Source organism: Rickettsia philipii str. 364D (genome assembly GCF_000283995.1).
Lineage (GTDB): Bacteria > Pseudomonadota > Alphaproteobacteria > Rickettsiales > Rickettsiaceae > Rickettsia > Rickettsia rickettsii.
The window spans coordinates 947,741-973,485 of the sequence record NC_016930.1; the positions used below are offsets into that span (position 1 = coordinate 947,741).

A 25,745-nucleotide genomic window follows, 5' to 3' on the forward strand; every position below is an offset into this window, starting at 1 on the left:
TATTTATACTCTATACTTAAACTATTATTTTACAGCTTTTTTCTTTCCGGCTATCGCAATAGCTTTACCTTTTCTAGTTCGAGCATTAGAATGCGTGTTCTGTCCTCTCACCGGCAACTTACGTATATGTCTAAGTCCTTGATAACATCTTATATCTTTCTTTTTCTTAATATTAAGCGTAACTTCTCGTCTTAAATCACCCTCAACTTTATACTCACTTTCAATAATATTACGTAAGCCTATTAACTCTTGATCTGTCAGTTCTTTCACTTTTTTATCTTTCGATATTTTTGCTTTATTACAGATCTCTGCTGCCATAGTAGGCCCAAGACCGTAAATGTAAGTTAAACTCACAACTAAACGTTTATTATCAGGAATATTAACACTTGCAATTCTTGCCACAAATAATCTCCAACATTTTACTGGTAACTAAAAGATAATATAAAAATCTTTGATAAAGTCAATTTATTTTTAGTATTTTCTGTATATCCATTTCTATTTCTTGTTCATTTTTACTGCCATTAACTATATAAAAATTACCACTATTTTTATAATAATCTATTAACGGATATGTTTCTGTTTTATATACTTCAATTCTTTTTTTTATTACTTCTTCATTATCGTCTTTTCTATAATCAAATGTACTTGAACCACAAACATCACATACATTATCAGTTTTAGGCTGCAAGAAGTACCTATTATATATTTTACCGCAATTTTTACAACTATATCTTCCTAAAATTCTTTTAATTAATAATTCACCTGAAACATCAAAATATATTATTTTAATTTTTTCTTTAATAAATGATTCAAAAAATTGCGCTTGCTCTAAATTACGCGGATATCCATCTAATATGTAGCCGTTTTTATATTCAAAGGATAATAAAAAATTTTTGATTACTTGATTAACTATTTCATTAGGGATAAGCTCCCCTTGCCTAACATAATTATTAATTAACTCTGCTTCACTAGTTGATGTTTTAATAATCGTTCTAAATATATCACCGATTGCTATATGTGGTAAATCAATTTTTTTAGCTATCTTTTTTCCTTGTGTGCCCTTTCCCGCTCCTGGAGGACCTAAAAAAATTACTATCACTATTTAAACTCATTTTTAATTTTTTAATTTTATTTTCTTCATTAAACCTTCATACTTACTACTAAATAAGTAAGTTTGAATCTGAGTCATAGTATCAAGTACCACGTTCACTACAATTAAAAAACTCGTACCTCCTAAAGAAAGAGAGATTACATATTTATTCATTAATAGCTCCGGAATTACACATATTACACTTAAATATATCCCACCTATAACCGTAAGCCTTGTAAGTATATAATCAAAATAATCAGACGTATTTTTTCCTGGTCTTTTACCTGGAATATAAGCACCGTACTTTCTTAAATTATTAGCAGTTTCTTCAGAATTAAATACTATTGCAGTATAAAAAAAACTAAAAAACATAATTAATGCTACATATAATAAAATATATACAGGTTTTCCATGCCCTAAGTAATAAGTAAGCATGCCCATAGTTTCTGAATTACTATTAGAAAAATTAGCAAGCGTAGCAGGAAATAGTAAAATTGAACTAGCAAATATTGGAGGTATTACACCAGAAGTATTTAACTTGAGAGGCATATGGGTTGCTTCGCCTCCATAAATTTTATTTCCTACTTGTCTTTTAGGATACTGCACCAATAATTTTCTTTGGGCTCTTTCAAAAAATATAATTATAGCTATTAATACAACTACTCCAATACAAACAGCTATCGCTATTAAAGGCGATAATGCTCCTTTTCTTGATAATTCAAACATACTAATAATAGCACTAGGTACTCCTGAAATTATACCTATAAATATAATTAAAGACGTACCATTACCTATTCCGCGCTGTGTAATTTGTTCTCCTAACCACATTAATAGCATCGTGCCTACAACTAAAGTAATTACGGTTGTAACTCTAAAGAAAAAACCTGCTAAGATTACTACAGGACCAGTATTTGTTACAATCGACTCTAAACTTATAGCAACTCCATAAGCCTGAAAAGAAGCAAGTAGAACCGTTAAATATCTCGATAGCTGATTTACTTTTCTTTTGCCGACTTCCCCTTCTTTTTTTAAATTTTCCAAAGGTTTATATGCAACTGACATTAATTGGATAATAATTGAGGCAGTAATATACGGCATAATTGCTAAAGCAAAAATGGACATTCTACCTAGCGATCCTCCGGATAGCATATTAAACATTCCGAGTATTCCGGATTGATTCTTTGCAGCCACACTACTTAAAGCAATTGAATCTATACCAGGTATAGGTATAAAAGACCCAAATCTACATACTATAAGAATGAGCATAGTAAAAACAATGCGACTAACTAAACCATTACCGGATTTTTTAGAAAAATTCTGCCCCATATACTATAATAATTTTCCACCTGCTTTCTCGATTAAATCCTTAGCTTTAGAAGAATAAGCATCTAATTTTAATGATAGAGGAGCAGCGAAATCATCACTACAAATAGATAATAATTTCACTAATTTCTTATTATTTTTATTATTAACTACTCTGGCTTCTACCAATTTTTCTTTCGTAATATTATCATCAGCACTTAAACGCCCATCGGCTAATGCTTCTTCAATATTATAAATATTTATTATATTGTATTTTTTAGTTGAAATACAATTAAACCCTCTTTTAGGTAGTCTTTTGATCATAGGTGTTTGACCACCTTCAAAACCTTTTATTGCAACGCCGGATCTAGATTTTTGACCTTTAATTCCTCTACCACCGGTTTTTCCTTTACCACTACCAATACCGCGTGCTATTCTTTTCTTATTTTTTTTAGCACCTATATTATTATATAATTCATTTAATTTCATTTAAAAACTCTAATTACATATTTTCTATTTTTAACAAATGCTTTACTTTTTTAACCATCCCTTTGATTGAATTAGTATTTGCAAGAATAACGCTCTTATTAATTTTGTTTAAACCAAGCCCAACTAATATCAACCTTTGATCATACTTACGACCTATAGCACTGTGAACTTGAGTAATTTTTATATTATTGATCTTATTATTCATAACTTCACCTTACTTATGCAACATTATTCATTAACTTGAATGTCAGCAGATTTTACAGATATTTCATTTACTTTTTTATCTCTTCTCATAGCAATAGATTTTGGTGATGCAAGTTTATTTAATGCATCAAATGTTGCAGAAATCATTGCGTAAACATTCGTTGAACCTATTGATTTAGCAACAACATCATGAATGCCTACAGAGTCAAAAATTGCTCTCATAGATCCTCCGGCTATAACGCCTGTACCTGCTTTAGCTCTTCTTAAAATCACTTTAGCAGCTCCACTTTTACCGACAACGTCATGGTGAATAGTCCTATTTTGATATAACGGTACTTTCATCATTCTCTTTTTAGCGGCTTGTTTTGCCTTTCCTCGAGCTTCATTTACTTCTTTAGCTTTTCCGTGTCCCGCTCCGACTCTGCCAGCTTTATCACCGACCACTACATAAGCAGAAAAAGCAAAGCTTCTACCGCCTTTTACTACTTTTGTAACTCTATTTACATCAACTAAAACTTCACTTAAAGTCTCGTCATTTTTTTTAACTTTAGACATTACTACAACCTTATAACCTAAAATTTTATTTTCTCTCTAGCTGCATCAGCTAGCGCTTTTACAACACCGTGATACTTATATCCGCCTCTATCAAACACTACGTCTTTTATCCCTGCAGCATAAGCTTTTTTTGCTATTTCTTCGCCTACTTTGATAGCATTTTCAATATTACAATGAGATTTTTTTCTTTTCTCATCTAAAGTTGAAGCAGCAGCAATCGTTATAGACTTAGAATCATCAATAATTTGTGCATATATATGTCTACCTGACTTAAATATTGATAATCTAACTCTATTAGATGTTTTAGATATTTTATGTCTTATTCTACTTCTTCTTTTTTCAAATTTTAGCTTAGCACTACGCATATTTAACTCTTAAATTTAATTTTTCTTACCTTCTTTACGCGGTATAAATTGATTTTCAAATTTAATTCCTTTTCCTTTATAAGGCTCAGGTGGTCTCTGTTTTATAATAATTGAAGCAAATTGTCCTAATTTTTCTTTATCTATTCCCTCAAGAATAATAATATTTTGCTTAGGCATCTCTATTTTAATATCTGAAGGTATTTCAATTTTTGTATTATGGCTTTTAGCAAGCATTAAATTTAAATATTTACCTTTTACCATCGCCCTGTAACCGACTCCGTTAATTTCGAGTTTAAGCTTAAAACCTTCTTTAACGCCGGTAACCATATTTGATATTATGCTTCTTGCAGTCCCCCACATAGCACGTGCATTTTTCTTTGCGGCTAAAGGTTTTACTAAAAGCTTATTTTCTGCCAATGAAATTGCTATATTACCTTTAAAAGTTTTTGATAATTCGCCTTTAGGTCCGGATATTTTTACTTCTAAATCATTTAAACCAATTTTTACACCTTCAGGTATAGTAATTGGCAATTTTCCAACACGTGACATTTTTTACCTTAAAATACTTTACAAATTACTTCGCCGCCGACATTTTTAATATGAGCTTCTCTATCAGACATAACACCGTAAGGAGTAGAAAGAATATATATACCCATATTATTATAATATCCTTTCAAATCTTTAATAGCAGAATATACTCTTTTTCCAGGCTTTGATACTCTATGAATTTCGCATATAGAAGCATCGCCATTAACAGAGTATTTTAAAGCTACCTCAGTATAACTAATATTATTTTTTTGAGTAGTTATATAATCTTTTATATAACCTTCTTTTTGCAAAACATCTAAAATTGAAGTTTTAATTTTAGAACTAGGAAAAGAAACATTTATCAATTTGCTTTTATAAGCATTTCTAATTCTAGTTAACATATCTGCTACATTATCCGTCATTGACATATGATTTACCTATCGACTCTTACCAACTTGACTTAACTACACCGGGAACTAAGCCTCTGCCTATTAATTCTCTAAGCTTATTCCTCGATATACCAAACTTTCTTGTAACACCTCTTGGTCTACCTGTAAGCTCACATCTATTTCTTATTCTAGTAGATGATGAATTTCTAGGTAATTGTGCAAGTGACATTACCAAAGAAAAACGCTCTTCTAATGAAATATTTTTATCATAAATTTTACTTTTTAGTGCTAAACGTTTATTATGTAAACTTTGTGATTTTTTTTTCCTACTTTCGTTCTTTTTTATAGAACTTACTTTTGCCATTATATATATCCTAAAAATTAATTATAAAAAGGTAAATTAAACCCTGATAACAAAAATTTACTTTCTTGATCTGTTTTAGCAGATGTAACGATTGTAATATCCATACCTCTTATTGTATCGATTTTATCGTAATTAATTTCAGGAAAAACGATCTGCTCTTTTAACCCAAAAGTAAAATTCCCTTTACCATCAAAACTTTTATAAGAAAAACCGCGAAATTCCTTAACACGGGGTAATGCAACAATTACTAACCTCTCTAAAAAATCATACATTCTATCTTTACGTAATGTAACCTTGCAACCTATTTTCATATTTTCGCGTAACTTAAAAGTTGCAATAGATTTTCTTGCTAACGTTACAACCGGCTTCTGACCGGAAATCAAAGTAAGATCATTTACTGCATTATTAATTACTTTGGAATTGGCTGTTGCTTCCCCTACTCCCATATTTATCACAATTTTCTTAATTTGCGGTATTTCGTGTTTATTTTTATAAGAAAAATTTTTTTGTAAGTTTTCAATAATTTTTTGCTGATATAATTCTTTAAATCTTAACATTATTTACCTTCCTTACCAATAATTTCCCCTGATTTCTTTGCTACTCTAACCTTAGAACCGTCTTCTAAGACTTTAAAAGCTACCTTGGTAGGGTTACCGGTTTTTGGATCGATGTGTGCAATATTTGAGATATGTATAGGTAATTCTTTAGTTATTATCCCGCCTTCACTCATTTGATTAGGTTTAGTATGCTTTTTTACTACATTTACTCCAGAAACAATTACTTTACTGTCCTCCGGGAAAACGTTTAATATTTTACCTTTTTTTCCTTTGTGCTTTCCGGTAATAACAACAACTTCATCACCTTTTTTTACTTTTAATTTAATCATTTATAACACTTCCTCTGCAAGCGACATTATTCTAACATATTTTTTCGCTCTAAGTTCTCTTGTCACAGGACCAAAAACTCTAGTACCGATAGGCTCATCTTGTTTATTCAAAAGCACTAATGCGTTTTGATCAAATTTTATTGTACTACCATCAGGTCTTACTACTCCAGTCTTTGTACGAACAATCAGGCCTTTATAAACATCACCCTTTTTAACCTTACCGCCGGGTATAGCGTCTTTAACAGATACAACTATAACATCACCCAACTTTGCCACCATATGGTGAGAGCCACCTAAAACTTTAATACACATAACTTTTTTAGCACCGGAATTATCTGCAACTTCCAAGATGCTCTGCATTTGAATCATAAACTACTTCCAATTTTTTATACACGAGAAATAAAATAAACAATCTACCTTATAAAGTCAAAGATTAAAAAACTTTATTCCCCATTTACCACTACCCATGTTTTGGTTTTTGAGATAGGCCGACTTTCAATTATACTAACTTTATCTCCTTCTTGATATTTATTTTCTGAATCATGAGCAGCATATTTTTTAGATACTTTCACAAATTTTTTATAAATAGGATGCTTAAACTTTCTTTCTACTTTTACTGTAACCGTCTTATCAGCTTTTGAACTTATAACCACACCTTGTAACACTCTTTTCGGCATTTTAATATTCCTCACTATTAGCTCTTTTTGTTAATTCAGTTTTAATACGTGCTATAGACTTTTTGACTAACGAAAACCTACTAGTATTTTTTAAATCACCTAAAGCTTGTTGAAATCTTAAATTAAACAATTCTTTTTTTAAAAGATTAAGGTTTTTATAAAGCTCTTCTATTGTTTCAGTAGATAACTTACTTCTTAATAATTTTAAATCATTCATAACGTCTCACTATCCTTGTTCTAACAGGTAATTTTGCACTTGCAAGCTCCAAAGCTCTAAGTGCAACATTTTCTTCTACCCCTTCAATTTCAAACATAATTCTTCCAGGCGAAACTCTAACTGCAAAAAATTCAGGAGAACCTTTACCTTTACCCATTCTTACTTCGGCAGGCTTTTTAGAAACGGGAACATCCGGAAAAATGCGAATCCATAATCTTCCTTGCCTTTTCATACATCTAGTAGCAGCTTTTCTTCCTGCTTCTATTTGTCTTGCAGTAACACGCCAACCATCTATAGATTTTAGACCAAATGATCCAAAAGCAAGCGTCGTACCTGCTTTTGCTGTTGAAGCAACCCTACCCTTATGAGCTTTTCTAAATTTTTGTTTTTTCGGAGCTAACATTTTAATACTTAAAATTAATTATATCTTTTATTTTCTGTATATTCACCTTTATAAATCCACACTTTAACCCCTATAACTCCATAAGTAGTTATAGCCTCAGCTGTTGAATAATCAATATCAGCTCTTAAAGTATGTAACGGCATTCTTCCTTCTATATACCATTCGGTTCTAGCAATTTCAGCACCTCCAAGTCGTCCTGAACAACTAACCCTGATACCTTGTCCACCTTGTTTAAATGACGCCTGAATTGCTGTTTTCATGGCTTTTCTAAAAGAAACTCTTTTTTCAAGCTGTAGTGCTATAGTTTGAGCTACTATAGCAGCATCTATATTAAATTTTCGAACTTCGTGAATATTTATATAAACTTCTTTTAAAGAAGTCATTTTCTCGATAGCTTTTTTTAGCTTATCAATTTCACTACCGTTTCTACCGATAATGATATTTGGTTTTTTGGCATTAATATTAATTATAATACTTTTATTAGACGGGCGTTCAATTAAAACTCTACTAATTTGGGCTTGATTAAAACCCTTATTTATTAAATCCCTAATTTTTAAATCTTGTATAAAAAGAGTTTTATAATGTTTTTCTGCATATAATATGGAATCCCAACCTTTAATTAAAGTCGGTCCAACTCTAAAACCATGTGCACAAACTTTCTGCCCCATTTTAATTATCCTCTTTTTCTGTAACAGTTATATAAAGATTACTAAAAAACTTATTTATTCTAGTTGCTCTTCCTTTTGCTCTTGGCATAACTCTTTTCATTACTAAAGCCTTACCTACAGTCGCTTTAGTAATAACCAATCTATCTATATCTAGACCTAAATTATTTTCAGCATTTGCAACAGCAGATTGTAAACAATCTTTTACAACTTTTGCAATTCTTTTAGGAGAAAAAGTTAATTGTACCAATGCTTCAGATACTTTCATATTTCTAATAAAGGCTGCAACTAAATTGAGCTTCCTTGAACTTACTCTAATAGATTTAGCTTGTGCCGTAGCAAAATTTTTATTTTCCTGTACCATATAAATCTTTATTTTCTTTTGATTTTTTTATCTGCTCCATGACCGTGAAATGTTCTAGTAGGAGCAAACTCACCTAATTTTCTTCCAACCATTTCTTCATTTACAGAAACCGGAATAAATTTATTTCCATTATGCACAGAAAAGGTAAACCCTACAAAAATAGGTAAAATCGTTGACCTTCTAGACCAAGTTTTAATCATTTCAGATTTACCTGATTCCATTAATTTTTGAACTTTCTTTATTAAATAACCGTCTACAAAAGGCCCTTTCCATATTGAACGTGCCATACTAATACCTAATTAATTTAAAATCTATTTTCTTTTCTTTACGATAAATTTTGAAGTACGTTTATTTTTACGTGTCTTCTTACCCTTTGTTGGGAATCCCCAAGGAGTAACAGGATGGCGACCTCCTGAAGTTTTACCTTCACCACCGCCATGAGGGTGATCTACAGGATTCATTGCTACACCTCTAACATGCGGTCTCCAACCTAACCATCTATTTCTACCGGCTTTGCCTAAATTAATATTTTTTTGATCCGGGTTAGATATACTACCTATAGTAGCTTTACAATCTAAAGGTACTAACCTAAATTCACCTGATCTTAATTTAATCTGAGCATATCCTGAATCTTTACCCACTAGATCTACTGAAGTACCTGCAGACCTTGCAATTTGACCGCCCTTACCGACTTTCATTTCAACATTATGTAAAGTAGTACCGATAGGAATGCATTTTAAAGGTAAACAATTTCCTATTTTTATATCAGCATCTTGACTTGATATTACTCTATCACCTACAGATAATTTTTGTGGTGCTAGAATATAAGAATATTCCCCATCTTCATATTTTATTAAAGCAATAAAAGCAGTTCTATTAGGGTCATACTCTATTCTTTCAACAATAGCAGAAACATCAATTTTATTTCTTTTAAAATCAATAATACGATATAATTTTTTGTGTCCTCCACCTCTGTGCCAAGAAGTAATTCTACCTTGATTATTTCGTCCACCGGTTTTAGATATACCTTTGGTCAAAGATTTTAAAGGTCTGCCTTTCCATAAACTAGTTTTATCAACTTGAACTAACGCTCTAAGAGAAGGAGTAATTGGATTAAAGTTTTTTAAAGCCATTTATTTAATTCCTCCGGCAAAATCGATATTATGGTCTTTTTCTAATGTAACAATAGCTTTCTTTCTATTGATTTGAGTCCCTATAATTCCTTTAAATCTTTTCTTCTTACCTTTAACGTTTAAAATATTCACTTTTTTTACTTTTACTTTAAATATTTCTTCTATAGCCTTTTTAAGGGTAAGTTTTTCAGCAAATTTATCTACATAAAAAGCGTATTTATTTTGTTCCGAAAGGGTTGTAGTTTTTTCTGTAATAATAGGTTTTCTAATTAAATCGTAGTATTTATAAGCACTCATCTTAACCTCTCTTCTAAAGCACTCACTGCTTCTTGTGATAATAGGACATATTCATGTCGTATTATATCATAAACATTGGCTCCTATTTGTGGAACAATCACAGTATTATAAATATTTTTTGCAGCTAAAGAAAAATTAATATCTACTTCATTTCCGTCTATTACAAAGAAACTTTTCCCTTGAAATTTGTTTAATATATTTACAAGAGCAGAAGTTTTAGGCTTATCTAGCTTTAAAGAATCTATTACTAATAATTTTCCTTCAGCGCATTTCTCGGATAAAGCATGAATTAAACCCAGTTTTCGTACTTTTTTAGGTAATTTCGTTGCATGACTACGTACTCTAGGTCCATGAGCTACACCACCACCACGCATCTGTACCGATCTAAGGGAGCCTTGTCTTGCATTACCTGTACCTTTTTGCTTAAACGGTTTTTTTGTGGTTCCTAATACTTCTGATACTGTTTTAGTTTTGTGGTTACCGGACATTGCCTTAGCTCTCTGCCAATCAATAACCTGCTTTATTATATCATCTCTGATAAATTCAACAGCAAATATATCTTCATTTAAGCTAATCTCACCAACTTCTTCATTAGCAAGACTTAATATTTTAGTTTTCATCTTTATTTTAACCTTATACAGTCTTATATAAAACTTTTATATAAATAATATTGCATGGCGTTTTGTTAATGTGATAATCTTTAACCTCAACAAACATGTCTAAATATCTATTATACAGTTATTGAAATCTTTTTTATTGCATCTTTTACTGAAAGATACGAATTTTTGTGACCGGGTATACTACCCTGAATCATAATAAGCTTACGCTCTTTATCAACGGCAAATATTTTCAAATTTTGAATAGTAACTTGGTTACATCCCATATGACCGGCCATTTTTTTGCCTTTGAAAACCTTTCCTGGATCTTGTCTTTGTCCTGTAGAACCATGCGAACGATGGGATATCGAAACACCGTGAGAAGCCTCAAGACCTCTAAAATTATGTCTTTTCATACTACCGGCAAATCCTTTACCTATAGTAGTTGCCGTTATATCCACAAATTGTCCTGCCATAAAATGGTCTACTTCTAAACTTGCTGCTATATCAATAAAATTCTCTTCAGAAATTCTAAATTCTTTTAATTTAGTTTTAGGAGATATTTTAGCATTAGCAAAAACTTGTCTCATAGGTTTGGTTACTCTAGATATTTTTTTATCTTTTACACCTATAACCAAAGCATTATATCCATGTTTTTCTAGAGTTTTATGCCCTACTACTTGACAATCATCAACTTTTACCAATGTTAAAGAAATTCTTTCGCCTTTATCATTAAAAACACTAGTCATCCCAATTTTTTGAGCAATTATACCAGTTCTCATTTATTCCCCACTCTCTAATTCAATCACTACATCAACACCTGCTGCTAAATCGACTTTACTTAAAGCATCGACAACCGCCGGATTCGGATCACCTATAACTAATAATCTTTTATGCTTTCTAATTTCAAATTGCTCTCTTGACTTCTTATGTACATGAGGAGACCTATTTACGGTAAATCTTCCAATTTTTTTAGGTAAAGGAATAGGACCATTAATGTTAGCAAACGTTCTTTTAACAGCACTAACTATCTCTTTTGTAGCTTGATCAAGACTACGGTGATCAAATGATTTTAAACGAATTTTGATTTTATTTTTCATTCAGTAAACCTAATATTTAAACAGCAAGATGTTTTTTTAGACATCTTTCTAAACTGTACTTCTAGAGGTAATTTGTACGTCGATCCGGCACTCGAATCCTCACGTCCGTTATATACGCTGTGGTTCTGCATTCCGTACCTCCTTCAAATTCTTCTCTATAAGCGGGTTCGGAAAAATGTCTATTACACCTTAAAATATAAATACCTATTATTAAAAAATAATAGGTATTTATAAAATCAATTAATTATTTATTTTAGTTACTACGCCGGCACCTACTGTTCTACCACCTTCACGTATAGAGAATTTCAACCCTTCCTGCATCGCAATCGGTTTAATTAATTCCACTGTAAAAGTAGCATTATCTCCAGGCATAACCATCTGCTTATCAGCAGGCAATTTTATTGTACCGGTAACATCTGTTGTTCTAAAATAGAACTGCGGACGATAATCATTAGTAAATGGGGTATGACGCCCACCTTCTTCTTTACTAAGCACATATACTTCAGCTTCAAACTTATCATGCGGTTTTATGCTACCAGGTTTTGCGAGAACTTGTCCTCTTTCAACTTCTTCTCTTTTTGTACCGCGTAGTAATATGCCAACATTATCTCCGGCTTGTCCTTCATCAAGTAATTTTCTGAACATTTCTACACCGGTACAGGTAGTTTTTTGCGTATCTTTTAGACCGACTATTTCAATTTCCTCACCTACCTTAATTATTCCTGACTCTACTCTACCAGTTACAACAGTACCTCTTCCTGAAATAGAGAATACATCTTCTATTGGCATTAAGAAAGGTTTATCCGTAGCTCTTACAGGCTGCGGTATATAGCTATCTACTGCATCCATTAGCTCATTAATAGCTTTTTCACCTTCAGGCTTTCCTTCTAAAGCTTGAAGTGCAGAACCTTTAATAATAGGTATTTCATCACCCGGGAAACCATATTTTGATAATAATTCCCTTACTTCCATCTCTACTAGTTCTAATAGATCAGGATCATCCACCATATCTATTTTATTTAAAAATACTACCATAGCAGGCACACCTACCTGTTTTGCTAGTAATATATGCTCTCTAGTTTGCGGCATAGGACCATCAGCAGCAGAAACTACTAATATTGCACCGTCCATCTGAGCGGCACCGGTTATCATGTTCTTTACATAGTCAGCGTGTCCCGGACAATCTACGTGTGCATAGTGTCTATTTTTAGTCTCATATTCTACATGTGCAGTAGAAATAGTTATACCTCTTTCTTTTTCTTCAGGAGCAGCATCAATTTGATCATACGCTGTAGCTTGTGCTCCACCTGTCTTAGCAAGTACTATAGTTATTGCTGCCGTTAAGGAAGTTTTACCGTGATCTACGTGACCGATCGTACCTATATTAACGTGCGGTTTAGTGCGTTCAAATTTTGCTTTTGCCATATTATTACTCTCTACAATTTTTTAGGTTTAATACAAGTTTTTTTATAAGTGCATTTTCTTGCTAAATTTATCTGTTACCACTATCTCTGGAGCGGGTGATGGGAATCGAACCCACACAGCCAGCTTGGAAGGCTGGAACTCTACCATTGAGCTACACCCGCATTGTGGCACTATTAATAAAATAATTTCAAAGTTATTTTGTTAACAGTGCTATATCAATTTTATTCAGATTTATAAATATACACAATTATGTTTTATTTTTAAATAAAATGATATGCTTCCCTGAACCATTTAAGTGGTGGAGGGAGAAGGATTTGAACCTTCGAACGCTTACGCGGGCAGATTTACAGTCTGCTGCCATTGACCACTCGGCCACCCCTCCTAAAGAACTTTACTGTATTAAATAGACTAATTCACTGTAAAATACAATATATAATTAGTATTAGGACTTAATAAAACTTCTTGCCGAATCATCAAATAAACAAATAGCAGCTTGCACATTTATTTAGTTGTAACTTTCTATAATAAATAGTAGTTTCTGTCAAGAACAAATTACTGACGGTTTTCAATAAGATGCAAAATAAAAAACTTGATTCTAAACATTGTTATTATATGTATGGGAAACATCCTGTCTTTTCTGCTCTAAATAATCCAAAACGTCAAATTGACAATATTTTATGCACTAGGGAAATTTTTGAGACACATAAAAAATTAATAGGTACTAGAGCTTATGAAATTGTTAATAACGATATTTTATCTAAATTACTGGAAAACCAAACACATCAAGGAATAGCTGCAAAAATTAGACCAATTTTTTCTTACAATTTAGAGGACATAGATATAACAAATCCAAAATGTAAAATTGCGATTCTTGATCAAATAACAGACACACAAAATATTGGCACAATTATTCGTAGTGCCGCTGCTTTTGATATAAATGCTATAATATTACCTCAAGATAATTCTCCAAATGAAAACGGCAGCATTGCTAAAGCGGCTTGCGGTACTTTAGAATTAATACCTATAATTAAAGTTACTAACTTACGCTCATGTATGAATTATCTTAAAAAACACGGCTTTTGGATTATAGGTCTAACAGGTTCTGCAAATGACTACTTTACCGATAAATTAATTTCCGACAAAATAGTATTGGTATTTGGCTCAGAAGATAAAGGCATACGAAGATTAGTTGCAGAAACATGTGATTATTTAGCCAAAATCCCTATTTCTCAGAGAGTAGAAAGTCTTAATGTATCAAATGCCGCTTCTATACTTTTTCATTCATTACATAAATAATATTTTTAATAAATCACATATTGTTTTTTATTTACTTCGATATAAATATTTAGTCTACTAAAATTAAAGTCATAAACTTTGATTATATCAATTAACTTGAGAGACAAGTCATGAAAAGGGAACCAAATGAACAAATTATCGAGAGTTTTGAAAAACAATTAGACATATTTGTAAATGCACTTACAGAAAAAGAGATAACAACAGCTATATTAAACAATTTTTTTGATAAAGTGATCAATAACCTCAAGAATGAAAGATTAATTAATGATATTATATTTGATATATATCAAGGTAAAACAGTAATTACTAAACCTATATATTCCGATTATATAGAATCCTCTGAACCTAAATATAACGAACATTGGCAAAAATTTTATAGTTTTAATCGTAATCTTATGATAGAAAGCACATTAATATTTATTGCTAAGAATCTAAAAAAAGCTTCTTTAACAGACAAATTATATTATAGCTTTGCTAAATTAGCCCAGCAATTAGACTTGAATGCAGTAAGTGATCATTTTATGAAAAAAATAGATAATTATATAACATTTAACAATTTATGAAAAATTACAGAACCGAAAGTGATTCTTTTGGAGAAATTCAAATAGAAGAAAAATTTTATTGGGGGGCTCAAACTCAAAGATCTTTAGAAAATTTTAAAATAGGCAAGCAAAAAATGCCTGAAATTTTAATTCGTGCTCTTGCTATTTTAAAAAAATGTGCAGCACAGGTTAATCATGAGTTTGGTGCTTTAGAAGCTAAAATCGCTATAAGTATAGATAAAGCCACGGATAGAATCTTAGAAGGCGAATTTGAGGATAATTTTCCTTTAGTAGTTTGGCAAACAGGTTCAGGAACACAAACAAACATGAATATGAACGAGGTTATTGCCTCTATTGCCAACGAAGAATTAACAGGCAAGAAAGGCGGCAAATCTCCGGTACATCCTAACGATCATGTTAATAAAGGACAATCATCCAACGACTCTTTTCCAACCGCTATGCATATAGCAACCGTACTTGCAACTAAACAGCAACTGATACCAGCTTTGAATAATATACTGACCTCTTTGCAGGATAAGTCAAAAGATTGGGACAAAATCATAAAAATAGGACGTACCCACTTGCAGGATGCAACTCCTTTAACTCTTAAACAGGAATTCTCCGGATATATTACACAAATAGAGTATGCTTTAGAACGCATAGAAAATGCACTACAAAAAGTTTATCTACTTGCCCAAGGAGGCACAGCAGTCGGTACAGGTATTAACTCAAAAATAGGCTTTGATATAAAATTTGCCGAGAAAGTGGCAGAGTTTACTAAACAACCCTTTAAGACGGCTCCTAATAAATTTGAAAGTCTAGCTGCTCACGACGCACTAGTAGAATTTTCAGGAACTCTTAATACTATAGCAGTTAGCTTAATGAAAATAGCAAATGATATAAGACTGCTCGGCTCCGGTCCAAGATGCGGTCTTGGTGAGCTACATTTACCTGAAAATGAACCTGGTTCTTCTATTATGCCCAGTAAAGTAAACCCTACACAAGTCGAAGCTTTAACAATGGTGTGCAGTCAGGTGATGGGAAATCATGTTACGGTTACTATTGCCGGCTCAAACGGACATCTTGAACTTAACGTATTTAAACCCGTAATAATATACAATATCCTACAATCTATAGAGCTGTTATCCGATAGCGTAAATAGCTTTGTTACTCACTGTGTTAAAGGATTAGAACCCAATATAGCACGCATTAATGATTTACGTGATAAATCTCTAATGCTTGTTACAGCTCTTAATCCGCATATAGGCTATGATAATGCTGCAAAAATTGCTAAAGAAGCACATAAGCACGGGATCACTTTAAAAGAAGCAGCTAAAAAACTCAATCTTCTATCGGAAGCAAAATTTGATAAAATAGTAGTACCTGAAAAAATGGTTAGTCAATCTTAGGTTTGATACAAAGATATTAATTTAAATTATTAATGTTACTGTATAAAATCTTATAAATAGGATAATATTAAATTAGTCTATTATTATATTACCTATGTGAAACAAAATTTATCTAATCAAATTAACCTACTCGAAGCAAAAACTCATTTTTCTGATCTAATACAACGTGTACAAGACGGAGAACAAATTACCATTTGTAAGCATAATACGCCGGTTGCAAACATTATAACTCAAAAACCTAAAATGGATAATATAGTAAAGCAAATAAGAGAATTCCACAAAGGCAAAACATTAGAGCTCCTTATACTATAGAGCTTAGAGATGAAGGTAGCAAATGGTGAATTCTAAACCGTTTATAGCCGATTGCTCCATAACTGTCTCATGGTTCTTTTATGATGAACGTGATAAATATTCAGATTTTACATTAGATTATTGTTATAAGTTTAGAGTGATAGTACCGCCTCTTTGGAGACTTGAAGTAACTAATGTAATATTAATAGCAGAAAAACGTGCTAGAATAAAATCAGTAGAGGTTATTAAAATTATAGATTTTTTAAACTCTCTCCCCCTTAATATATCAAATTTAAATTTTTCCATACATGAAATTAAACTGCAAGAGCCAACAATCTTACTACATATGATACAACTTATTTATTAACTGCAATGCATTAAGTACTTCCTATGGCCACTAACGATAAAGCATTAATCAAAGCATGTCATAATAACGGCATTCCACTATTTTATAGTGAATTAGCTTGAATTAGGGATGATTTATAAGAAATATTTTATTTTTTTAAGGGCATAGCGAATACCGTTAATACTAATCCATTTACGGTATGAGATATGTTCTTAAAAAAATAAAATATTTCTTATAAATCATCCCTAATTCAAGCTAATTCACTATAAAATACAATAATCCATATTTTTCATAAAAAGTTTATGGAAATTTCTAAATCTTTTATTATACTTAAACATTAATTATATAAAATAAAAGAGTATCATGGTTTTAAATATCAAAGCTCCTGAAAATATAGTATTAAAACCGACCATTACAGTTTTTGGCGTTGGGGGTGCAGGTAGTAATGCAGTAAATAATATGATTAGTGCTAATCTGCAAGGTGCTAATTTTGTAGTAGCTAATACTGATGCACAATCGCTTGAACATTCTTTATGCACTAACAAAATACAACTCGGTGTTTCTACGACTAGAGGTCTTGGGGCAGGAGCTTCTCCTGAGGTTGGAGCACTTGCTGCTCAAGAATCAGAAAGCGAACTTCGTAATTACCTAGAAAATAGCAATATGGTATTTATTACGGCAGGTATGGGCGGTGGTACAGGTACCGGTTCTGCACCGGTTATTGCACGCATTGCTAAAGAACTAGGCATCCTTACGGTTGGGGTAGTAACTAAACCTTTCCATTTTGAAGGCGGTCATCGTATGAAAACTGCCGATAAAGGACTTATTGAATTACAGCAATTCGTTGATACTTTAATTGTAATACCGAACCAAAATCTATTCCGTATTGCTAATGAACAAACGACGTTTGCCGATGCTTTCAAAATGGCAGATGACGTATTACATGCAGGCGTTAGAGGAGTAACGGATTTAATGATTATGCCGGGACTTATTAATCTTGATTTTGCCGATATTAAAGCAGTAATGAGTGAAATGGGTAAAGCAATGATGGGTACAGGTGAAGCTAGTGGCGAAGATAGAGCTATTAAAGCGGCAGAATCTGCAATTTCAAATCCACTGCTAGATCATAGCTCAATGTGCGGTGCAAGAGGTGTATTAATCAATATTACCGGCGGTTCCGACATGACCTTATTTGAAGTTGACAACGCTGCTAATAGAATTAGAGAAGAAGTAGACAACCTTGATGCTAATATTATTTTCGGTTCAACATTTAATCCGGAATTAAAAGGAATGATCAGAGTATCAGTTGTTGCTACCGGTATTGATGCCGATAAAGTACCGACATATAAACCCGCAATAGCTGAAACTACCAATATAGTTCCTGAGGAAACTTATAATAAAGCTATAGCACAACCTACACAAATAGAAGAAATGCCTGATTTTAACAGCTACAGTACCAAAAATATTGAAATTACCGACTCTCCAATAAATCAAAATTTGATCGGAAATGAAAAAGAGCTAGGGTTACATGCCAATACTTTCAACAAATCTGAAGATGACTCACCCAAACCATCATTTTTAGGAAAAATATGGGGTTCTCTGCGTGCTTCAAATAATCAAACTTTAGAACGCAAAAACGTTGTTGTTAGTACTCTAGATCAAGATAATAAAGAGTCTGATATTCATGACATACCGGCTTTTTTAAGAAAGCAACGAGATTAGATTAGAAAATGACTATAATTTCAGAACAGCATAAAACAAGAATTATTAGAAATAACTAAAAATTTTCCTGCAGATACTGCATCACTAATAAATTATGTAGATAAAACATTTAAATGTCACATTCATGATTTATCTTTATCGGATCCAAAAGATTTAAAGTTTTTTATAGCAAAAAGCTTTGCAAATCAAATTGATGTTTGTAAAACTAAAGAACATGTTCAAAATTTTTTACAAGAGTTACACGAGCTATGGGAAGATTTATTTGAAGAGATATTGGAAGATAAGCCTGTATATAGTTTAGACATTGACTGAGCAACATACTATGCCGAATTAGATTTTACCGAATTAAATCAAAATAATATGCTGAATACAAGATTTAGCGCAACCTCCCCTTGATTTTCATTTAATAGAAACGCTACCTAACTTCTCTAGTGACAAACAAAAATATAAGGCTGAACTAACCTTTACAGAATTAAAACAAAATAATTTTGCAAAAACATATTTGGAAAAACAACAATATAACTCTCAAAGTATTCTTATTTCAAATATACAAAATAATCACAATAATTACATATTATGTCCTAAGATTATAAACCTTGAAGAACAAGTTACCATAGATATATTAAATAATTTATTATTAGGTGCTTATAATAAATGTAATTTTTTTGAATCCAATAACGGATCAGAAATATATTTTAGATTACCTAATAATGAAAGGCTTGCCATGAAAGTTTTTAGTTTAAATAATCAGCCTATATTAAAAGAAAATAAATTTGAAAATTCTATATTATTTTTAAGTACAAAAATAAACGAAAATGGTGCTGTTGACTATAGTGAAGGCTTTAGTACTGATATTATAGCCAATGGTAAAATAAATGCTTCTTATATAATTCCTCTAGGCGAGATAATGGATTCTAATTAAAAAAATAATCATATGCCAAATAAAATTATACTATTTCTTACATCATGTTTTTTAAATACTGATTTATTACCGATAAGCGGTTAAAAGATATTGCACCCTATCCTACACCACTTGAAAATCAAAAGTGTTATGTAATTCATTTACCTACAGAGTCCAATGAAGAAAAGCTAAAAGTAGAATTGCAAGCAACAAAAAATGCAATGCAAGATTGTAATCGTGTTGGGTTTGGTGGTAAGCTGGAAACAAAAACTTTAGAAGGATGGGGATATAATTATTATATAATCGATCAAGTTAGCGATCACCCTGCTAGTACAATGATGGCATGCCCAAACGTAAAAGCAACCATACAACCGGTTAGTGTATTTTTAGGCGATGAAACATTTTTAAGCTATAATAGCAAACTACCTATCGTAGTGCTCCAAAAGATGTTGAACTACACTACGTTATTTGGCATCACAATGATACAATCAATTCTGCAAAGGAAGAATAGGACATACTATTCTTCAAAAAAATTTAATATACTATATGATATTTAACGTCATCGCGAGCAGTCGTAGACTGCCTGGCAATCCAGAAAAAATAATCAAAATTCTGTAAATCAGAAATTTTTACTAGATTGCTTCGTCGAAACTTGCAGTTTCTTCTTGCAATGACGAAGACTAACACAGTTAGCATACTAAATTACTCAAAATCTTCCCCTACAGCTTCAACTTCTTGCACTTCCGGTACAAAATGTTTAAGCATGGACTCAATGCCGTTTCTTAAGGTTATGGTGGAACTAGGACATCCAAGGCATGCACCACGAAGTGCTAATTTAACTACACCGTTTTCAAAGCCTTTATATATTATATCGCCACCGTCTTGTGCAACAGATGGACGCACCCTAGTTTCAATAATCTCTACGATTTGTTTCTCTATTTCCGAAAGCCCATCAAGGTTATGATTTACATTATCTGCTTTGGTGTTTTCTTCAAATACAGGCAAGCCTGAAACAAAATGATCCATAATAACCATTAAAATCTCAGGCTTTATAACTTGCCAATTACCTTCAGCTTGTTTAGTTACTGTTATAAAATCACTACCGAAAAACACCGATTTTACATTATTAATATAAAATAATGATTCTGCAAGTTTGCTTCTTCCTTTTACTTCAGCAAGCTCACTAAAAAATACCGGCTGATCACTACTTATTTCCTGCCCTGGGAAAAATGTTATTGCATCCGGATTTGGAGTATCTTCAGTTTGAATAAACATAATTAAAGCACACTAATAAATTTGTTGATTATTATAAATTGATAGTACTACTTTTACAATATATTTGTATTTAGGCATTTTTACATGGCGCTCAAAAGTATGTCATTCCTGCGGCAGCAGGAATCCTATACTACCTATCCACGTCATTGCGAGAAGGCATTTATGCCGACTAAGCAATCTCATGCAATTTAAGAGAGATTGCCACGTCGCTACGCTCCTCGCAAGGCATTGTTGCAGGGACCGGTAAAGCACTCGGTGTCAAGCCACGGGATGACAGAGGTGCAATTGATCCACACAACAACGCCTCCTCGCAATGACAATTATAAATATTTTGCTAGATTCCCGCTTTAGCTAGAAATAACATAAGGCGGCAAATATCTAATTAATATACAAGCCGGTATAAAACAAAATCCTGCTACAATAAAGAAATAAGTCCAGCCTAAATAAGTAGCTGCATAGCCTGAAATACTACCAAACAATATGGTACTAATATAAGCAATAGAAGTAATTAAAGCAATTTGGGTTATACAATATTTAGAACTACAGCATCTTAATTGGTAAGAAAAAAACGGCGACATAGTTAAGCCCTTGGTAAATTCTTGAAAGAAGACCGCTATATACAAACTTGTAATATCTCGATTATAAAAAGAGAGAAATAAAAAAGATAGGCTAGATAAAGCATGATATATTAATGCTCTTTTAAGCAAATAAGAATATTCATATTTTCGGCACAAAAACCCACCTATAAAACCTCCAAGGATTGTAGCACACATACCGAAAGCTTTATATCCAAGAGCTAAATCTTTCTTCGTATACCCAATATCAAGATAAAACATATTCGGCATAATTGACAGAAAATTATCTTGAAGACGATATAGAAGCATAAAACTAACAATTATTAGCCATTTAGGTTTCTTGACAAAATCATAAAAAGCATGCCAAAATCTATCAAAATCATTAATAATTATCTTATCTTTAAATTTAAGCGGATAGATTATAATTAATAGTAATGATGGTATACATAAAATTGCCATAGCACGATAAACATCTTGCCAGGATATGATAGTAGATAAATATAACGCTCCTGAACCTGCTATAAGTATACCTATTCTAAAGCCTGTAGTACAAGCTGCCTCACTTATGCCCCAATTTTTATTTGTAATCAGTAACATCTGTGATGATTGAAGTAACATATCATAAATGGACGAAAAAAATGCCACAGCTACTAAGCATAAAGCAAATGGTATAAAATGAGTGTTAGGGTTAAAATTTGTTAGAATATATACACAAAAAATACAACTCACCAAAGCAATAATTAAACAATATTTATATCCCCGCTTACTTAAAGGAGCAAAACTTACTTTTTCAAGCAAAGGACCCCATAAAAATTTAAATATATGAATAAAATTCACTAAACTAAAAAGCCCTATAGTGATTTTATCAAAACCGGATTCTCGAAGCCAAAAAGAAAGAGTTGAACCGGTAAGTAAATAAATTAAACCTCCAGGAAAAGAAATTATTAATATAAAGAAAATATTAGATATATATTGAAATCGTGAAAAATTTAAACTTATGAATTTATCCTCCTTTAAAATATACGGTTGTCATGCCTGCAAAGGCATCGCCCGCATGGATATCTAATCGTCATGAGCAGCCATAAGGCTACGTGACACTCTAATGAAATAATAATAAACTCTTGAGATTGCTTCGTCAATTACTCATGTAATTGCCTCGCAATGATATAAATCTAAACTACGATACTTTCTTTCTTTTATTACCGTAGCTGTTACCATCAAAGGTTCCTTTACGGCTACTATCAAAAGCATTAAACTTTTTACCGTCACCGCCGGCTCTTTTACCGAATGATCTTTTACGATTATTTTTATCACTTCTAAACTCACTACGCGGCGTAGATTCTCCTTTATTTACTAAACGATCGATTGCACGCCATCTAATAACATCATCAGGAGAAATAAAAGACAACGCATGTCCGGTAGCCCCTGCTCTACCCGTTCTACCTATCCTATGTAAATAATCTTCAGGACACATAGGTAAATCATAATTAATCACATGCTGTGTATGAGGAATATCAAGCCCACGAGCCGCTACATCAGTTGCTACCATTATTCTATGGTTTGACTTACGAAATGATAAAATTACTCTTTCACGTTGACGCTGACTTAAATCACCGTGTATAGCTTCTGCTGTATGATTTTCATATTTTAACATTTTAGCTAATTGATCGGCAGAGCGTTTAGTCTTCACAAAAATAATGACCGATCCTTCCCTATTACCAAGTTGTTTAGTTAATGCACTAAATTTTTCTTTATCAGAAACATGCATTGATTCCTGTTTTATTTCTGCAGCTGCTTTATTAGTAGCACCTACCGTAATACGTACCGGATTGTTTAGATATTTTTGAGAAACAGCAATAATATGTTTTGGCATAGTAGCGGAAAACATTAAAACTTGTCTTTTTTCCGGTAAAAATTTATTGATTTCTTCTAATTGTTCTTTCATCCCCATATCAAGCATTCTATCCATTTCGTCAAGTACGGTTATGCCTATACGATCAATTTTTAGACTTCCCCTATTTAAGTGATCGATAATACGCCCCGGCGTACCGACAATCACTTTTGGATTCTTTTTTAATTGCATAAATTGTTTAGGCATCGGTTCACCGCCTATCAAAACTGCACTATTAATTTTATAGGATGTAGTTACTTTATTTAAAGTACTGTGTATTTGCGTTGCTAATTCTCTAGTCGGAACAAGAATTAAAGCAGTAGTTTTATTTTTAATAAATGAATCAATTAACGGCAATAAATAAGCAAGAGTTTTGCCTGAACCTGTTTGGCTAGAAGCGAGTATGTCCGATCCCGCCATTGCAACCGGAATCGATTGCTTTTGTATTTCAGTCGGCTCAGTTATATTCATTGTCTCGAGAGCAATAATTAATTCTTCAGATAAATTAAAATTTTTCATTATATAATCCAATATAGTTTTAAATCAAAATATGCACATTATTGATTAGACTTCTTAACATAACTTATTTCTTAAAGATATATGAGACATCGATGCTGCTCTCTCATCCTTACATACTTAACTATGTACGCTGCGTAGAGTAGCAGTTCTTATTCCCTTTATAAGATAAGTTATGCAATAGGTCTATTGTATAAAAAATAAGTTATAGTAAATTAAAATAACGACTTATATAATTATCCTGAATCAAAAAATATGCTTAAGCTAGATTACAAAACACCTACTAAATATATAAAACGATAATGAATAATGAAACTATTTTAGAATCTTATTCAAGCCAGAATAATATTATTAGATTTAGGGCATTTTCATGCCCTTTAGTAAAAATAATTTATTATACTTAAAATTATATAGGTTATTATAAGACAAAAACAAAATATTTACTATTTTGATAAAGATGACTAGGCTACCCTAAATTATAAACAATTGTGGATAGCTGCTTTTGGTATTATAAATTTATTTAATTCTGAGGTTAACAGCATAGGCTTTTCCTTGCTTTTCTTCAAGATCAAAAATTACATCTTGTCCTTCTTCAAGGCTATGTAAACCTGCTGCGTCTACGGCTGATTTGTGTACAAACACATCTTTGCCGCCATTGTCCTGTTCAATAAATCCAAAATTCTTTGTAGAATTATACCACTTAACTTTACCTACTATATTTGTAGCCATAAAAACCTTTATTAGATAGAAATTACTTATTTGAACTTAACACACGCTTATAATAACTAAAACTTAAATTTTACTTTAAGCCTTACTTAAATATAAGAGCCGATAAAAATTCATTATGTAAAACTACCTTACCTTGCGGCATTTGTCAATAAACATGTCAATAACATGCAAGAGAAAGTATTACTTCCTGAAACTAATCTATCATATTATTACTATTTTGTCACTATTTAAGTTAATTATCTAATAAATTAATGAGTAAACTAACGATTTTAAATGTGTTTAATAACTTTTTCATATCAGACTAATATATTAACGATAAAAGTACTTGCTTTTTCGTATTTTTTTTATTAATCTGTCCACTTAGCAAATGCAACCTTAATATCCACAGCTGCCCGCGTGATGGAATGGTAGACATAACGGACTTAAAATCCGTGGAGCGTAAGCTCTTGCCGGTTCAAGTCCGGCCGCGGGTACCATTCGCCATTTTTAGGCAAATTCACCAATGTATCAAACAGTGAACACAGCATAAAATCAAGCTTTTCAGGTTTCAATATTAAGTTCCCAAATATTAAATTTACTAAACGTCTTTTTTCACTCACGCTGGAACTTCTTAAATATCTTATAGGCACTTGAGACTGTTGATATCAAGGAAACCTGTAGCGATAACCGAAATTAATGCGTAGCTGTGACCCTAATGTATTAATGCACATCGCAACTAGATATTAATGAGTGAAACTGATTTAGAGATTGCCACAAAAAACTAACCACCAAACCAATGCTATTTAATATGTTTACTTTGGCTGAACATTTGTATATAAGACAATTGTCGAAATCAAGCAAATTACAATAGACGAATAGCATCACTGCTTCGCTTATTTTAGACTAAAGAAATCTAGCAAACAGAATAGATTGAAAAGGCAATAAGTAAAAGCTTTGCAGCGTTTTTTACTTAATAATACATACGCTTTAATAAATGTTGTTTATTATATTGTGCTTTAGAATTTGTAGGATCAAGTTCAATTGCTTTATTATAAGACTCAAGAACTAAATTGTATTTACCTAGTAAATAGAAAAAGCCGTATTTTTGAGTAAGATAGATTTATTAAATATATAATTATTGACTTATTCCCCCCCCTATAAATTACTTCTCTCACATGATAATTAAACTCTATCATTAATATATAAGCTAATTTTAGAGAGTTA

General features: G+C 31.9%; 38 protein-coding genes, 3 tRNA genes and 1 pseudogene. 9 read left to right on the forward strand and 33 right to left on the reverse strand.

Annotation, left to right across the window (positions count from 1 at the left end):
* Positions 1–24: 24 nt before the first annotated feature.
* The 28 genes from rpsM to RSA_RS05060 form a co-directional block, all read right to left on the reverse strand.
* A complete protein-coding gene (gene rpsM, locus RSA_RS04930; protein WP_004997837.1) occupies positions 25–402 on the reverse strand; it encodes a 30S ribosomal protein S13 in 378 nt (125 codons plus the stop codon).
* Positions 403–460: 58 nt separating this feature from the next.
* Positions 461–1,099, reverse strand: coding sequence for an adenylate kinase (locus RSA_RS04935; RefSeq protein ID WP_014364915.1), 639 nt, complete (start codon positions 1,097–1,099; stop codon positions 461–463).
* 15 nt (positions 1,100–1,114) lie between these two features.
* Entirely contained in the window at positions 1,115–2,416 is a 1,302-nt protein-coding gene (gene secY / locus RSA_RS04940; RefSeq protein ID WP_014364916.1) for a preprotein translocase subunit SecY, read from the reverse strand.
* Positions 2,417–2,419: 3 nt separating this feature from the next.
* On the reverse strand, positions 2,420–2,881 hold the full coding sequence (gene rplO / locus RSA_RS04945; protein ID WP_014273685.1) for a 50S ribosomal protein L15: 462 nt from the start codon (positions 2,879–2,881) through the stop codon (positions 2,420–2,422).
* Positions 2,882–2,894: 13 nt separating this feature from the next.
* The gene (gene rpmD, locus RSA_RS04950; protein WP_012151139.1) at positions 2,895–3,086 is read right to left on the reverse strand and encodes a 50S ribosomal protein L30; all 192 of its coding nucleotides are present in this window, start codon (positions 3,084–3,086) and stop codon (positions 2,895–2,897) included.
* A 23-nt stretch (positions 3,087–3,109) separates the two neighbouring features.
* Complete coding sequence (gene rpsE / locus RSA_RS04955; RefSeq protein ID WP_014364917.1) at positions 3,110–3,640, reverse strand: 30S ribosomal protein S5; 531 nt, start codon at positions 3,638–3,640, stop codon at positions 3,110–3,112.
* 17 nt (positions 3,641–3,657) lie between these two features.
* On the reverse strand, positions 3,658–4,005 hold the full coding sequence (gene rplR, locus RSA_RS04960) for a 50S ribosomal protein L18 (RefSeq protein ID WP_014363192.1): 348 nt from the start codon (positions 4,003–4,005) through the stop codon (positions 3,658–3,660).
* Positions 4,006–4,020: 15 nt separating this feature from the next.
* On the reverse strand, positions 4,021–4,554 hold the full coding sequence (rplF, locus tag RSA_RS04965; RefSeq protein ID WP_014364918.1) for a 50S ribosomal protein L6: 534 nt from the start codon (positions 4,552–4,554) through the stop codon (positions 4,021–4,023).
* A gap of 8 nt (positions 4,555–4,562) precedes the next feature.
* Complete coding sequence (gene rpsH, locus RSA_RS04970) at positions 4,563–4,961, reverse strand: 30S ribosomal protein S8 (protein WP_010977581.1); 399 nt, start codon at positions 4,959–4,961, stop codon at positions 4,563–4,565.
* Between the two features lie 19 nt (positions 4,962–4,980).
* Positions 4,981–5,286, reverse strand: coding sequence for a 30S ribosomal protein S14 (gene rpsN, locus RSA_RS04975; protein WP_008580947.1), 306 nt, complete (start codon positions 5,284–5,286; stop codon positions 4,981–4,983).
* 17 nt (positions 5,287–5,303) lie between these two features.
* Positions 5,304–5,843, reverse strand: coding sequence for a 50S ribosomal protein L5 (rplE, locus tag RSA_RS04980; RefSeq protein ID WP_014363193.1), 540 nt, complete (start codon positions 5,841–5,843; stop codon positions 5,304–5,306).
* Positions 5,843–6,172 carry a 50S ribosomal protein L24 gene (rplX, locus tag RSA_RS04985; protein ID WP_014364919.1) on the reverse strand — a complete coding sequence of 110 codons (330 nt, stop codon included), beginning with the start codon at positions 6,170–6,172 and terminating at the stop codon, positions 5,843–5,845. Before rplX ends, rplE begins: the two co-directional genes overlap by 1 nt.
* Positions 6,173–6,541, reverse strand: a complete 369-nt coding sequence (gene rplN, locus RSA_RS04990; RefSeq protein ID WP_012151146.1) for a 50S ribosomal protein L14 — start codon at positions 6,539–6,541, stop codon at positions 6,173–6,175.
* 74 nt (positions 6,542–6,615) lie between these two features.
* Positions 6,616–6,849, reverse strand: coding sequence for a 30S ribosomal protein S17 (gene rpsQ, locus RSA_RS04995; RefSeq protein WP_004997812.1), 234 nt, complete (start codon positions 6,847–6,849; stop codon positions 6,616–6,618).
* Between the two features lies 1 nt (position 6,850).
* The gene (rpmC, locus tag RSA_RS05000; RefSeq protein ID WP_004997809.1) at positions 6,851–7,066 is read right to left on the reverse strand and encodes a 50S ribosomal protein L29; all 216 of its coding nucleotides are present in this window, start codon (positions 7,064–7,066) and stop codon (positions 6,851–6,853) included.
* A complete protein-coding gene (rplP, locus tag RSA_RS05005) occupies positions 7,059–7,469 on the reverse strand; it encodes a 50S ribosomal protein L16 (RefSeq protein ID WP_004997806.1) in 411 nt (136 codons plus the stop codon). Before rplP ends, rpmC begins: the two co-directional genes overlap by 8 nt.
* Positions 7,470–7,483: 14 nt before the next feature.
* Positions 7,484–8,137 (reverse strand): 30S ribosomal protein S3, encoded by a 654-nt coding sequence (gene rpsC / locus RSA_RS05010; protein WP_010977584.1) that lies wholly within the window; start codon positions 8,135–8,137, stop codon positions 7,484–7,486.
* A gap of 1 nt (position 8,138) precedes the next feature.
* Positions 8,139–8,498: a 50S ribosomal protein L22 gene (gene rplV / locus RSA_RS05015; RefSeq protein WP_004997796.1), complete on the reverse strand. Its 360-nt coding sequence runs from the start codon at positions 8,496–8,498 to the stop codon at positions 8,139–8,141.
* A gap of 8 nt (positions 8,499–8,506) precedes the next feature.
* Positions 8,507–8,785 (reverse strand): 30S ribosomal protein S19, encoded by a 279-nt coding sequence (rpsS, locus tag RSA_RS05020; RefSeq protein ID WP_004997794.1) that lies wholly within the window; start codon positions 8,783–8,785, stop codon positions 8,507–8,509.
* 24 nt (positions 8,786–8,809) lie between these two features.
* Positions 8,810–9,631, reverse strand: coding sequence for a 50S ribosomal protein L2 (gene rplB, locus RSA_RS05025; RefSeq protein WP_014364920.1), 822 nt, complete (start codon positions 9,629–9,631; stop codon positions 8,810–8,812).
* On the reverse strand, positions 9,632–9,928 hold the full coding sequence (gene rplW / locus RSA_RS05030) for a 50S ribosomal protein L23 (RefSeq protein ID WP_012151150.1): 297 nt from the start codon (positions 9,926–9,928) through the stop codon (positions 9,632–9,634).
* The gene (rplD, locus tag RSA_RS05035; RefSeq protein ID WP_014364921.1) at positions 9,925–10,548 is read right to left on the reverse strand and encodes a 50S ribosomal protein L4; all 624 of its coding nucleotides are present in this window, start codon (positions 10,546–10,548) and stop codon (positions 9,925–9,927) included. The genes rplW and rplD overlap by 4 nt, the downstream gene beginning before the upstream one ends.
* Before the next feature lie 110 nt (positions 10,549–10,658).
* Positions 10,659–11,306, reverse strand: coding sequence for a 50S ribosomal protein L3 (gene rplC / locus RSA_RS05040; protein ID WP_014364922.1), 648 nt, complete (start codon positions 11,304–11,306; stop codon positions 10,659–10,661).
* A complete protein-coding gene (gene rpsJ, locus RSA_RS05045; RefSeq protein WP_010977588.1) occupies positions 11,307–11,624 on the reverse strand; it encodes a 30S ribosomal protein S10 in 318 nt (105 codons plus the stop codon).
* Entirely contained in the window at positions 11,621–11,755 is a 135-nt protein-coding gene (locus RSA_RS07880) for a palindromic element RPE1 domain-containing protein (RefSeq protein ID WP_014364923.1), read from the reverse strand. The genes rpsJ and RSA_RS07880 overlap by 4 nt, the downstream gene beginning before the upstream one ends.
* A 109-nt stretch (positions 11,756–11,864) precedes the next feature.
* Positions 11,865–13,049 (reverse strand): elongation factor Tu, encoded by a 1,185-nt coding sequence (tuf, locus tag RSA_RS05050; RefSeq protein ID WP_004997779.1) that lies wholly within the window; start codon positions 13,047–13,049, stop codon positions 11,865–11,867.
* Positions 13,050–13,136: 87 nt separating this feature from the next.
* Positions 13,137–13,210: transfer RNA gene (locus RSA_RS05055), tRNA-Gly, on the reverse strand.
* 135 nt (positions 13,211–13,345) lie between these two features.
* A tRNA-Tyr gene (locus RSA_RS05060) sits at positions 13,346–13,431 on the reverse strand.
* 191 nt (positions 13,432–13,622) lie between these two features.
* Here RSA_RS05060 and rlmB point away from each other — a divergent pair.
* The 8 genes and pseudogenes from rlmB (at position 13,623) to RSA_RS05100 (ending at position 20,113) form a co-directional block, all read left to right on the forward strand.
* Positions 13,623–14,345, forward strand: a complete 723-nt coding sequence (gene rlmB / locus RSA_RS05065) for a 23S rRNA (guanosine(2251)-2'-O)-methyltransferase RlmB (protein ID WP_014364924.1) — start codon at positions 13,623–13,625, stop codon at positions 14,343–14,345.
* Between the two features lie 110 nt (positions 14,346–14,455).
* Positions 14,456–14,908, forward strand: a complete 453-nt coding sequence (locus RSA_RS05070; protein WP_014364925.1) for a hypothetical protein — start codon at positions 14,456–14,458, stop codon at positions 14,906–14,908.
* Positions 14,905–16,296, forward strand: a complete 1,392-nt coding sequence (gene fumC, locus RSA_RS05075; protein ID WP_012151157.1) for a class II fumarate hydratase — start codon at positions 14,905–14,907, stop codon at positions 16,294–16,296. Before RSA_RS05070 ends, fumC begins: the two co-directional genes overlap by 4 nt.
* A 96-nt stretch (positions 16,297–16,392) precedes the next feature.
* A pseudogene (locus tag RSA_RS05080) lies at positions 16,393–16,637 on the forward strand (type II toxin-antitoxin system Phd/YefM family antitoxin).
* Entirely contained in the window at positions 16,631–16,954 is a 324-nt protein-coding gene (locus RSA_RS05085; RefSeq protein ID WP_012151159.1) for a type II toxin-antitoxin system VapC family toxin, read from the forward strand. Before RSA_RS05080 ends, RSA_RS05085 begins: the two are co-directional and overlap by 7 nt.
* A gap of 342 nt (positions 16,955–17,296) precedes the next feature.
* Positions 17,297–18,655: a cell division protein FtsZ gene (gene ftsZ / locus RSA_RS05090; protein ID WP_014364927.1), complete on the forward strand. Its 1,359-nt coding sequence runs from the start codon at positions 17,297–17,299 to the stop codon at positions 18,653–18,655.
* A 502-nt stretch (positions 18,656–19,157) separates the two neighbouring features.
* Complete coding sequence (locus tag RSA_RS05095) at positions 19,158–19,577, forward strand: hypothetical protein (protein ID WP_014364928.1); 420 nt, start codon at positions 19,158–19,160, stop codon at positions 19,575–19,577.
* Between the two features lie 134 nt (positions 19,578–19,711).
* Positions 19,712–20,113, forward strand: a complete 402-nt coding sequence (locus RSA_RS05100; RefSeq protein ID WP_230455936.1) for an ecotin family protein — start codon at positions 19,712–19,714, stop codon at positions 20,111–20,113.
* A gap of 145 nt (positions 20,114–20,258) precedes the next feature.
* Here the strand turns inward: RSA_RS05100 and RSA_RS05105 are convergent, their stop codons facing one another.
* From RSA_RS05105 to RSA_RS05120, 4 genes are all read right to left on the reverse strand, one after another.
* Positions 20,259–20,831 carry a NifU family protein gene (locus RSA_RS05105; protein WP_014364929.1) on the reverse strand — a complete coding sequence of 191 codons (573 nt, stop codon included), beginning with the start codon at positions 20,829–20,831 and terminating at the stop codon, positions 20,259–20,261.
* A 347-nt stretch (positions 20,832–21,178) separates the two neighbouring features.
* Complete coding sequence (locus RSA_RS05110; RefSeq protein WP_081498225.1) at positions 21,179–22,405, reverse strand: MFS transporter; 1,227 nt, start codon at positions 22,403–22,405, stop codon at positions 21,179–21,181.
* A 178-nt stretch (positions 22,406–22,583) separates the two neighbouring features.
* Positions 22,584–23,816 (reverse strand): DEAD/DEAH box helicase, encoded by a 1,233-nt coding sequence (locus RSA_RS05115; protein ID WP_014364931.1) that lies wholly within the window; start codon positions 23,814–23,816, stop codon positions 22,584–22,586.
* Positions 23,817–24,329: 513 nt separating this feature from the next.
* The gene (locus RSA_RS05120; protein ID WP_004997759.1) at positions 24,330–24,542 is read right to left on the reverse strand and encodes a cold-shock protein; all 213 of its coding nucleotides are present in this window, start codon (positions 24,540–24,542) and stop codon (positions 24,330–24,332) included.
* Positions 24,543–24,932: 390 nt separating this feature from the next.
* On the opposite strand from RSA_RS05120, the gene RSA_RS05125 reads away from it, so the two are divergent.
* Positions 24,933–25,018, forward strand: a tRNA-Leu gene (locus tag RSA_RS05125).
* A gap of 473 nt (positions 25,019–25,491) precedes the next feature.
* On the opposite strand, the gene RSA_RS08595 is transcribed toward RSA_RS05125, so the two are convergent.
* Positions 25,492–25,641, reverse strand: coding sequence for a tetratricopeptide repeat protein (locus RSA_RS08595; protein ID WP_155114835.1), 150 nt, complete (start codon positions 25,639–25,641; stop codon positions 25,492–25,494).
* Positions 25,642–25,745 lie beyond the last annotated feature (104 nt).

Excerpts from the sequence above, each read along its gene's own strand:
- secY (WP_014364916.1), bottom strand. The coding sequence starts at position 2,416 with ATGGGGCAGAATTTTTCTAAAAAATCCGGTAATGGTTTAGTTAGTCGC.
- rplO (WP_014273685.1), bottom strand. The coding sequence starts at position 2,881 with ATGAAATTAAATGAATTATATAATAATATAGGTGCTAAAAAAAATAAG.
- rpmD (WP_012151139.1), bottom strand. The coding sequence starts at position 3,086 with ATGAATAATAAGATCAATAATATAAAAATTACTCAAGTTCACAGTGCT.
- rpsE (WP_014364917.1), bottom strand. The coding sequence starts at position 3,640 with ATGTCTAAAGTTAAAAAAAATGACGAGACTTTAAGTGAAGTTTTAGTT.
- rplR (WP_014363192.1), bottom strand. The coding sequence starts at position 4,005 with ATGCGTAGTGCTAAGCTAAAATTTGAAAAAAGAAGAAGTAGAATAAGA.
- rplF (WP_014364918.1), bottom strand. The coding sequence starts at position 4,554 with ATGTCACGTGTTGGAAAATTGCCAATTACTATACCTGAAGGTGTAAAA.
- rpsH (WP_010977581.1), bottom strand. The coding sequence starts at position 4,961 with ATGTCAATGACGGATAATGTAGCAGATATGTTAACTAGAATTAGAAAT.
- rpsN (WP_008580947.1), bottom strand. The coding sequence starts at position 5,286 with ATGGCAAAAGTAAGTTCTATAAAAAAGAACGAAAGTAGGAAAAAAAAA.
- rplE (WP_014363193.1), bottom strand. The coding sequence starts at position 5,843 with ATGTTAAGATTTAAAGAATTATATCAGCAAAAAATTATTGAAAACTTA.
- rplX (WP_014364919.1), bottom strand. The coding sequence starts at position 6,172 with ATGATTAAATTAAAAGTAAAAAAAGGTGATGAAGTTGTTGTTATTACC.
- rplN (WP_012151146.1), bottom strand. The coding sequence starts at position 6,541 with ATGATTCAAATGCAGAGCATCTTGGAAGTTGCAGATAATTCCGGTGCT.
- rpsQ (WP_004997812.1), bottom strand. The coding sequence starts at position 6,849 with ATGCCGAAAAGAGTGTTACAAGGTGTGGTTATAAGTTCAAAAGCTGAT.
- rpmC (WP_004997809.1), bottom strand. The coding sequence starts at position 7,066 with ATGAATGATTTAAAATTATTAAGAAGTAAGTTATCTACTGAAACAATA.
- rplP (WP_004997806.1), bottom strand. The coding sequence starts at position 7,469 with ATGTTAGCTCCGAAAAAACAAAAATTTAGAAAAGCTCATAAGGGTAGG.
- rpsC (WP_010977584.1), bottom strand. The coding sequence starts at position 8,137 with ATGGGGCAGAAAGTTTGTGCACATGGTTTTAGAGTTGGACCGACTTTA.
- rplV (WP_004997796.1), bottom strand. The coding sequence starts at position 8,498 with ATGGTACAGGAAAATAAAAATTTTGCTACGGCACAAGCTAAATCTATT.
- rpsS (WP_004997794.1), bottom strand. The coding sequence starts at position 8,785 with ATGGCACGTTCAATATGGAAAGGGCCTTTTGTAGACGGTTATTTAATA.
- rplB (WP_014364920.1), bottom strand. The coding sequence starts at position 9,631 with ATGGCTTTAAAAAACTTTAATCCAATTACTCCTTCTCTTAGAGCGTTA.
- rplW (WP_012151150.1), bottom strand. The coding sequence starts at position 9,928 with ATGAGTGCTTATAAATACTACGATTTAATTAGAAAACCTATTATTACA.
- rplD (WP_014364921.1), bottom strand. The coding sequence starts at position 10,548 with ATGAAAACTAAAATATTAAGTCTTGCTAATGAAGAAGTTGGTGAGATT.
- rplC (WP_014364922.1), bottom strand. The coding sequence starts at position 11,306 with ATGAGAACTGGTATAATTGCTCAAAAAATTGGGATGACTAGTGTTTTT.
- rpsJ (WP_010977588.1), bottom strand. The coding sequence starts at position 11,624 with ATGAAAAATAAAATCAAAATTCGTTTAAAATCATTTGATCACCGTAGT.
- RSA_RS07880 (WP_014364923.1), bottom strand. The coding sequence starts at position 11,755 with ATGCAGAACCACAGCGTATATAACGGACGTGAGGATTCGAGTGCCGGA.
- tuf (WP_004997779.1), bottom strand. The coding sequence starts at position 13,049 with ATGGCAAAAGCAAAATTTGAACGCACTAAACCGCACGTTAATATAGGT.
- rlmB (WP_014364924.1), top strand. The coding sequence starts at position 13,623 with ATGCAAAATAAAAAACTTGATTCTAAACATTGTTATTATATGTATGGG.
- RSA_RS05070 (WP_014364925.1), top strand. The coding sequence starts at position 14,456 with ATGAAAAGGGAACCAAATGAACAAATTATCGAGAGTTTTGAAAAACAA.
- fumC (WP_012151157.1), top strand. The coding sequence starts at position 14,905 with ATGAAAAATTACAGAACCGAAAGTGATTCTTTTGGAGAAATTCAAATA.
- RSA_RS05085 (WP_012151159.1), top strand. The coding sequence starts at position 16,631 with ATGGTGAATTCTAAACCGTTTATAGCCGATTGCTCCATAACTGTCTCA.
- ftsZ (WP_014364927.1), top strand. The coding sequence starts at position 17,297 with ATGGTTTTAAATATCAAAGCTCCTGAAAATATAGTATTAAAACCGACC.
- RSA_RS05105 (WP_014364929.1), bottom strand. The coding sequence starts at position 20,831 with ATGTTTATTCAAACTGAAGATACTCCAAATCCGGATGCAATAACATTT.
- RSA_RS05115 (WP_014364931.1), bottom strand. The coding sequence starts at position 23,816 with ATGAAAAATTTTAATTTATCTGAAGAATTAATTATTGCTCTCGAGACA.
- RSA_RS05120 (WP_004997759.1), bottom strand. The coding sequence starts at position 24,542 with ATGGCTACAAATATAGTAGGTAAAGTTAAGTGGTATAATTCTACAAAG.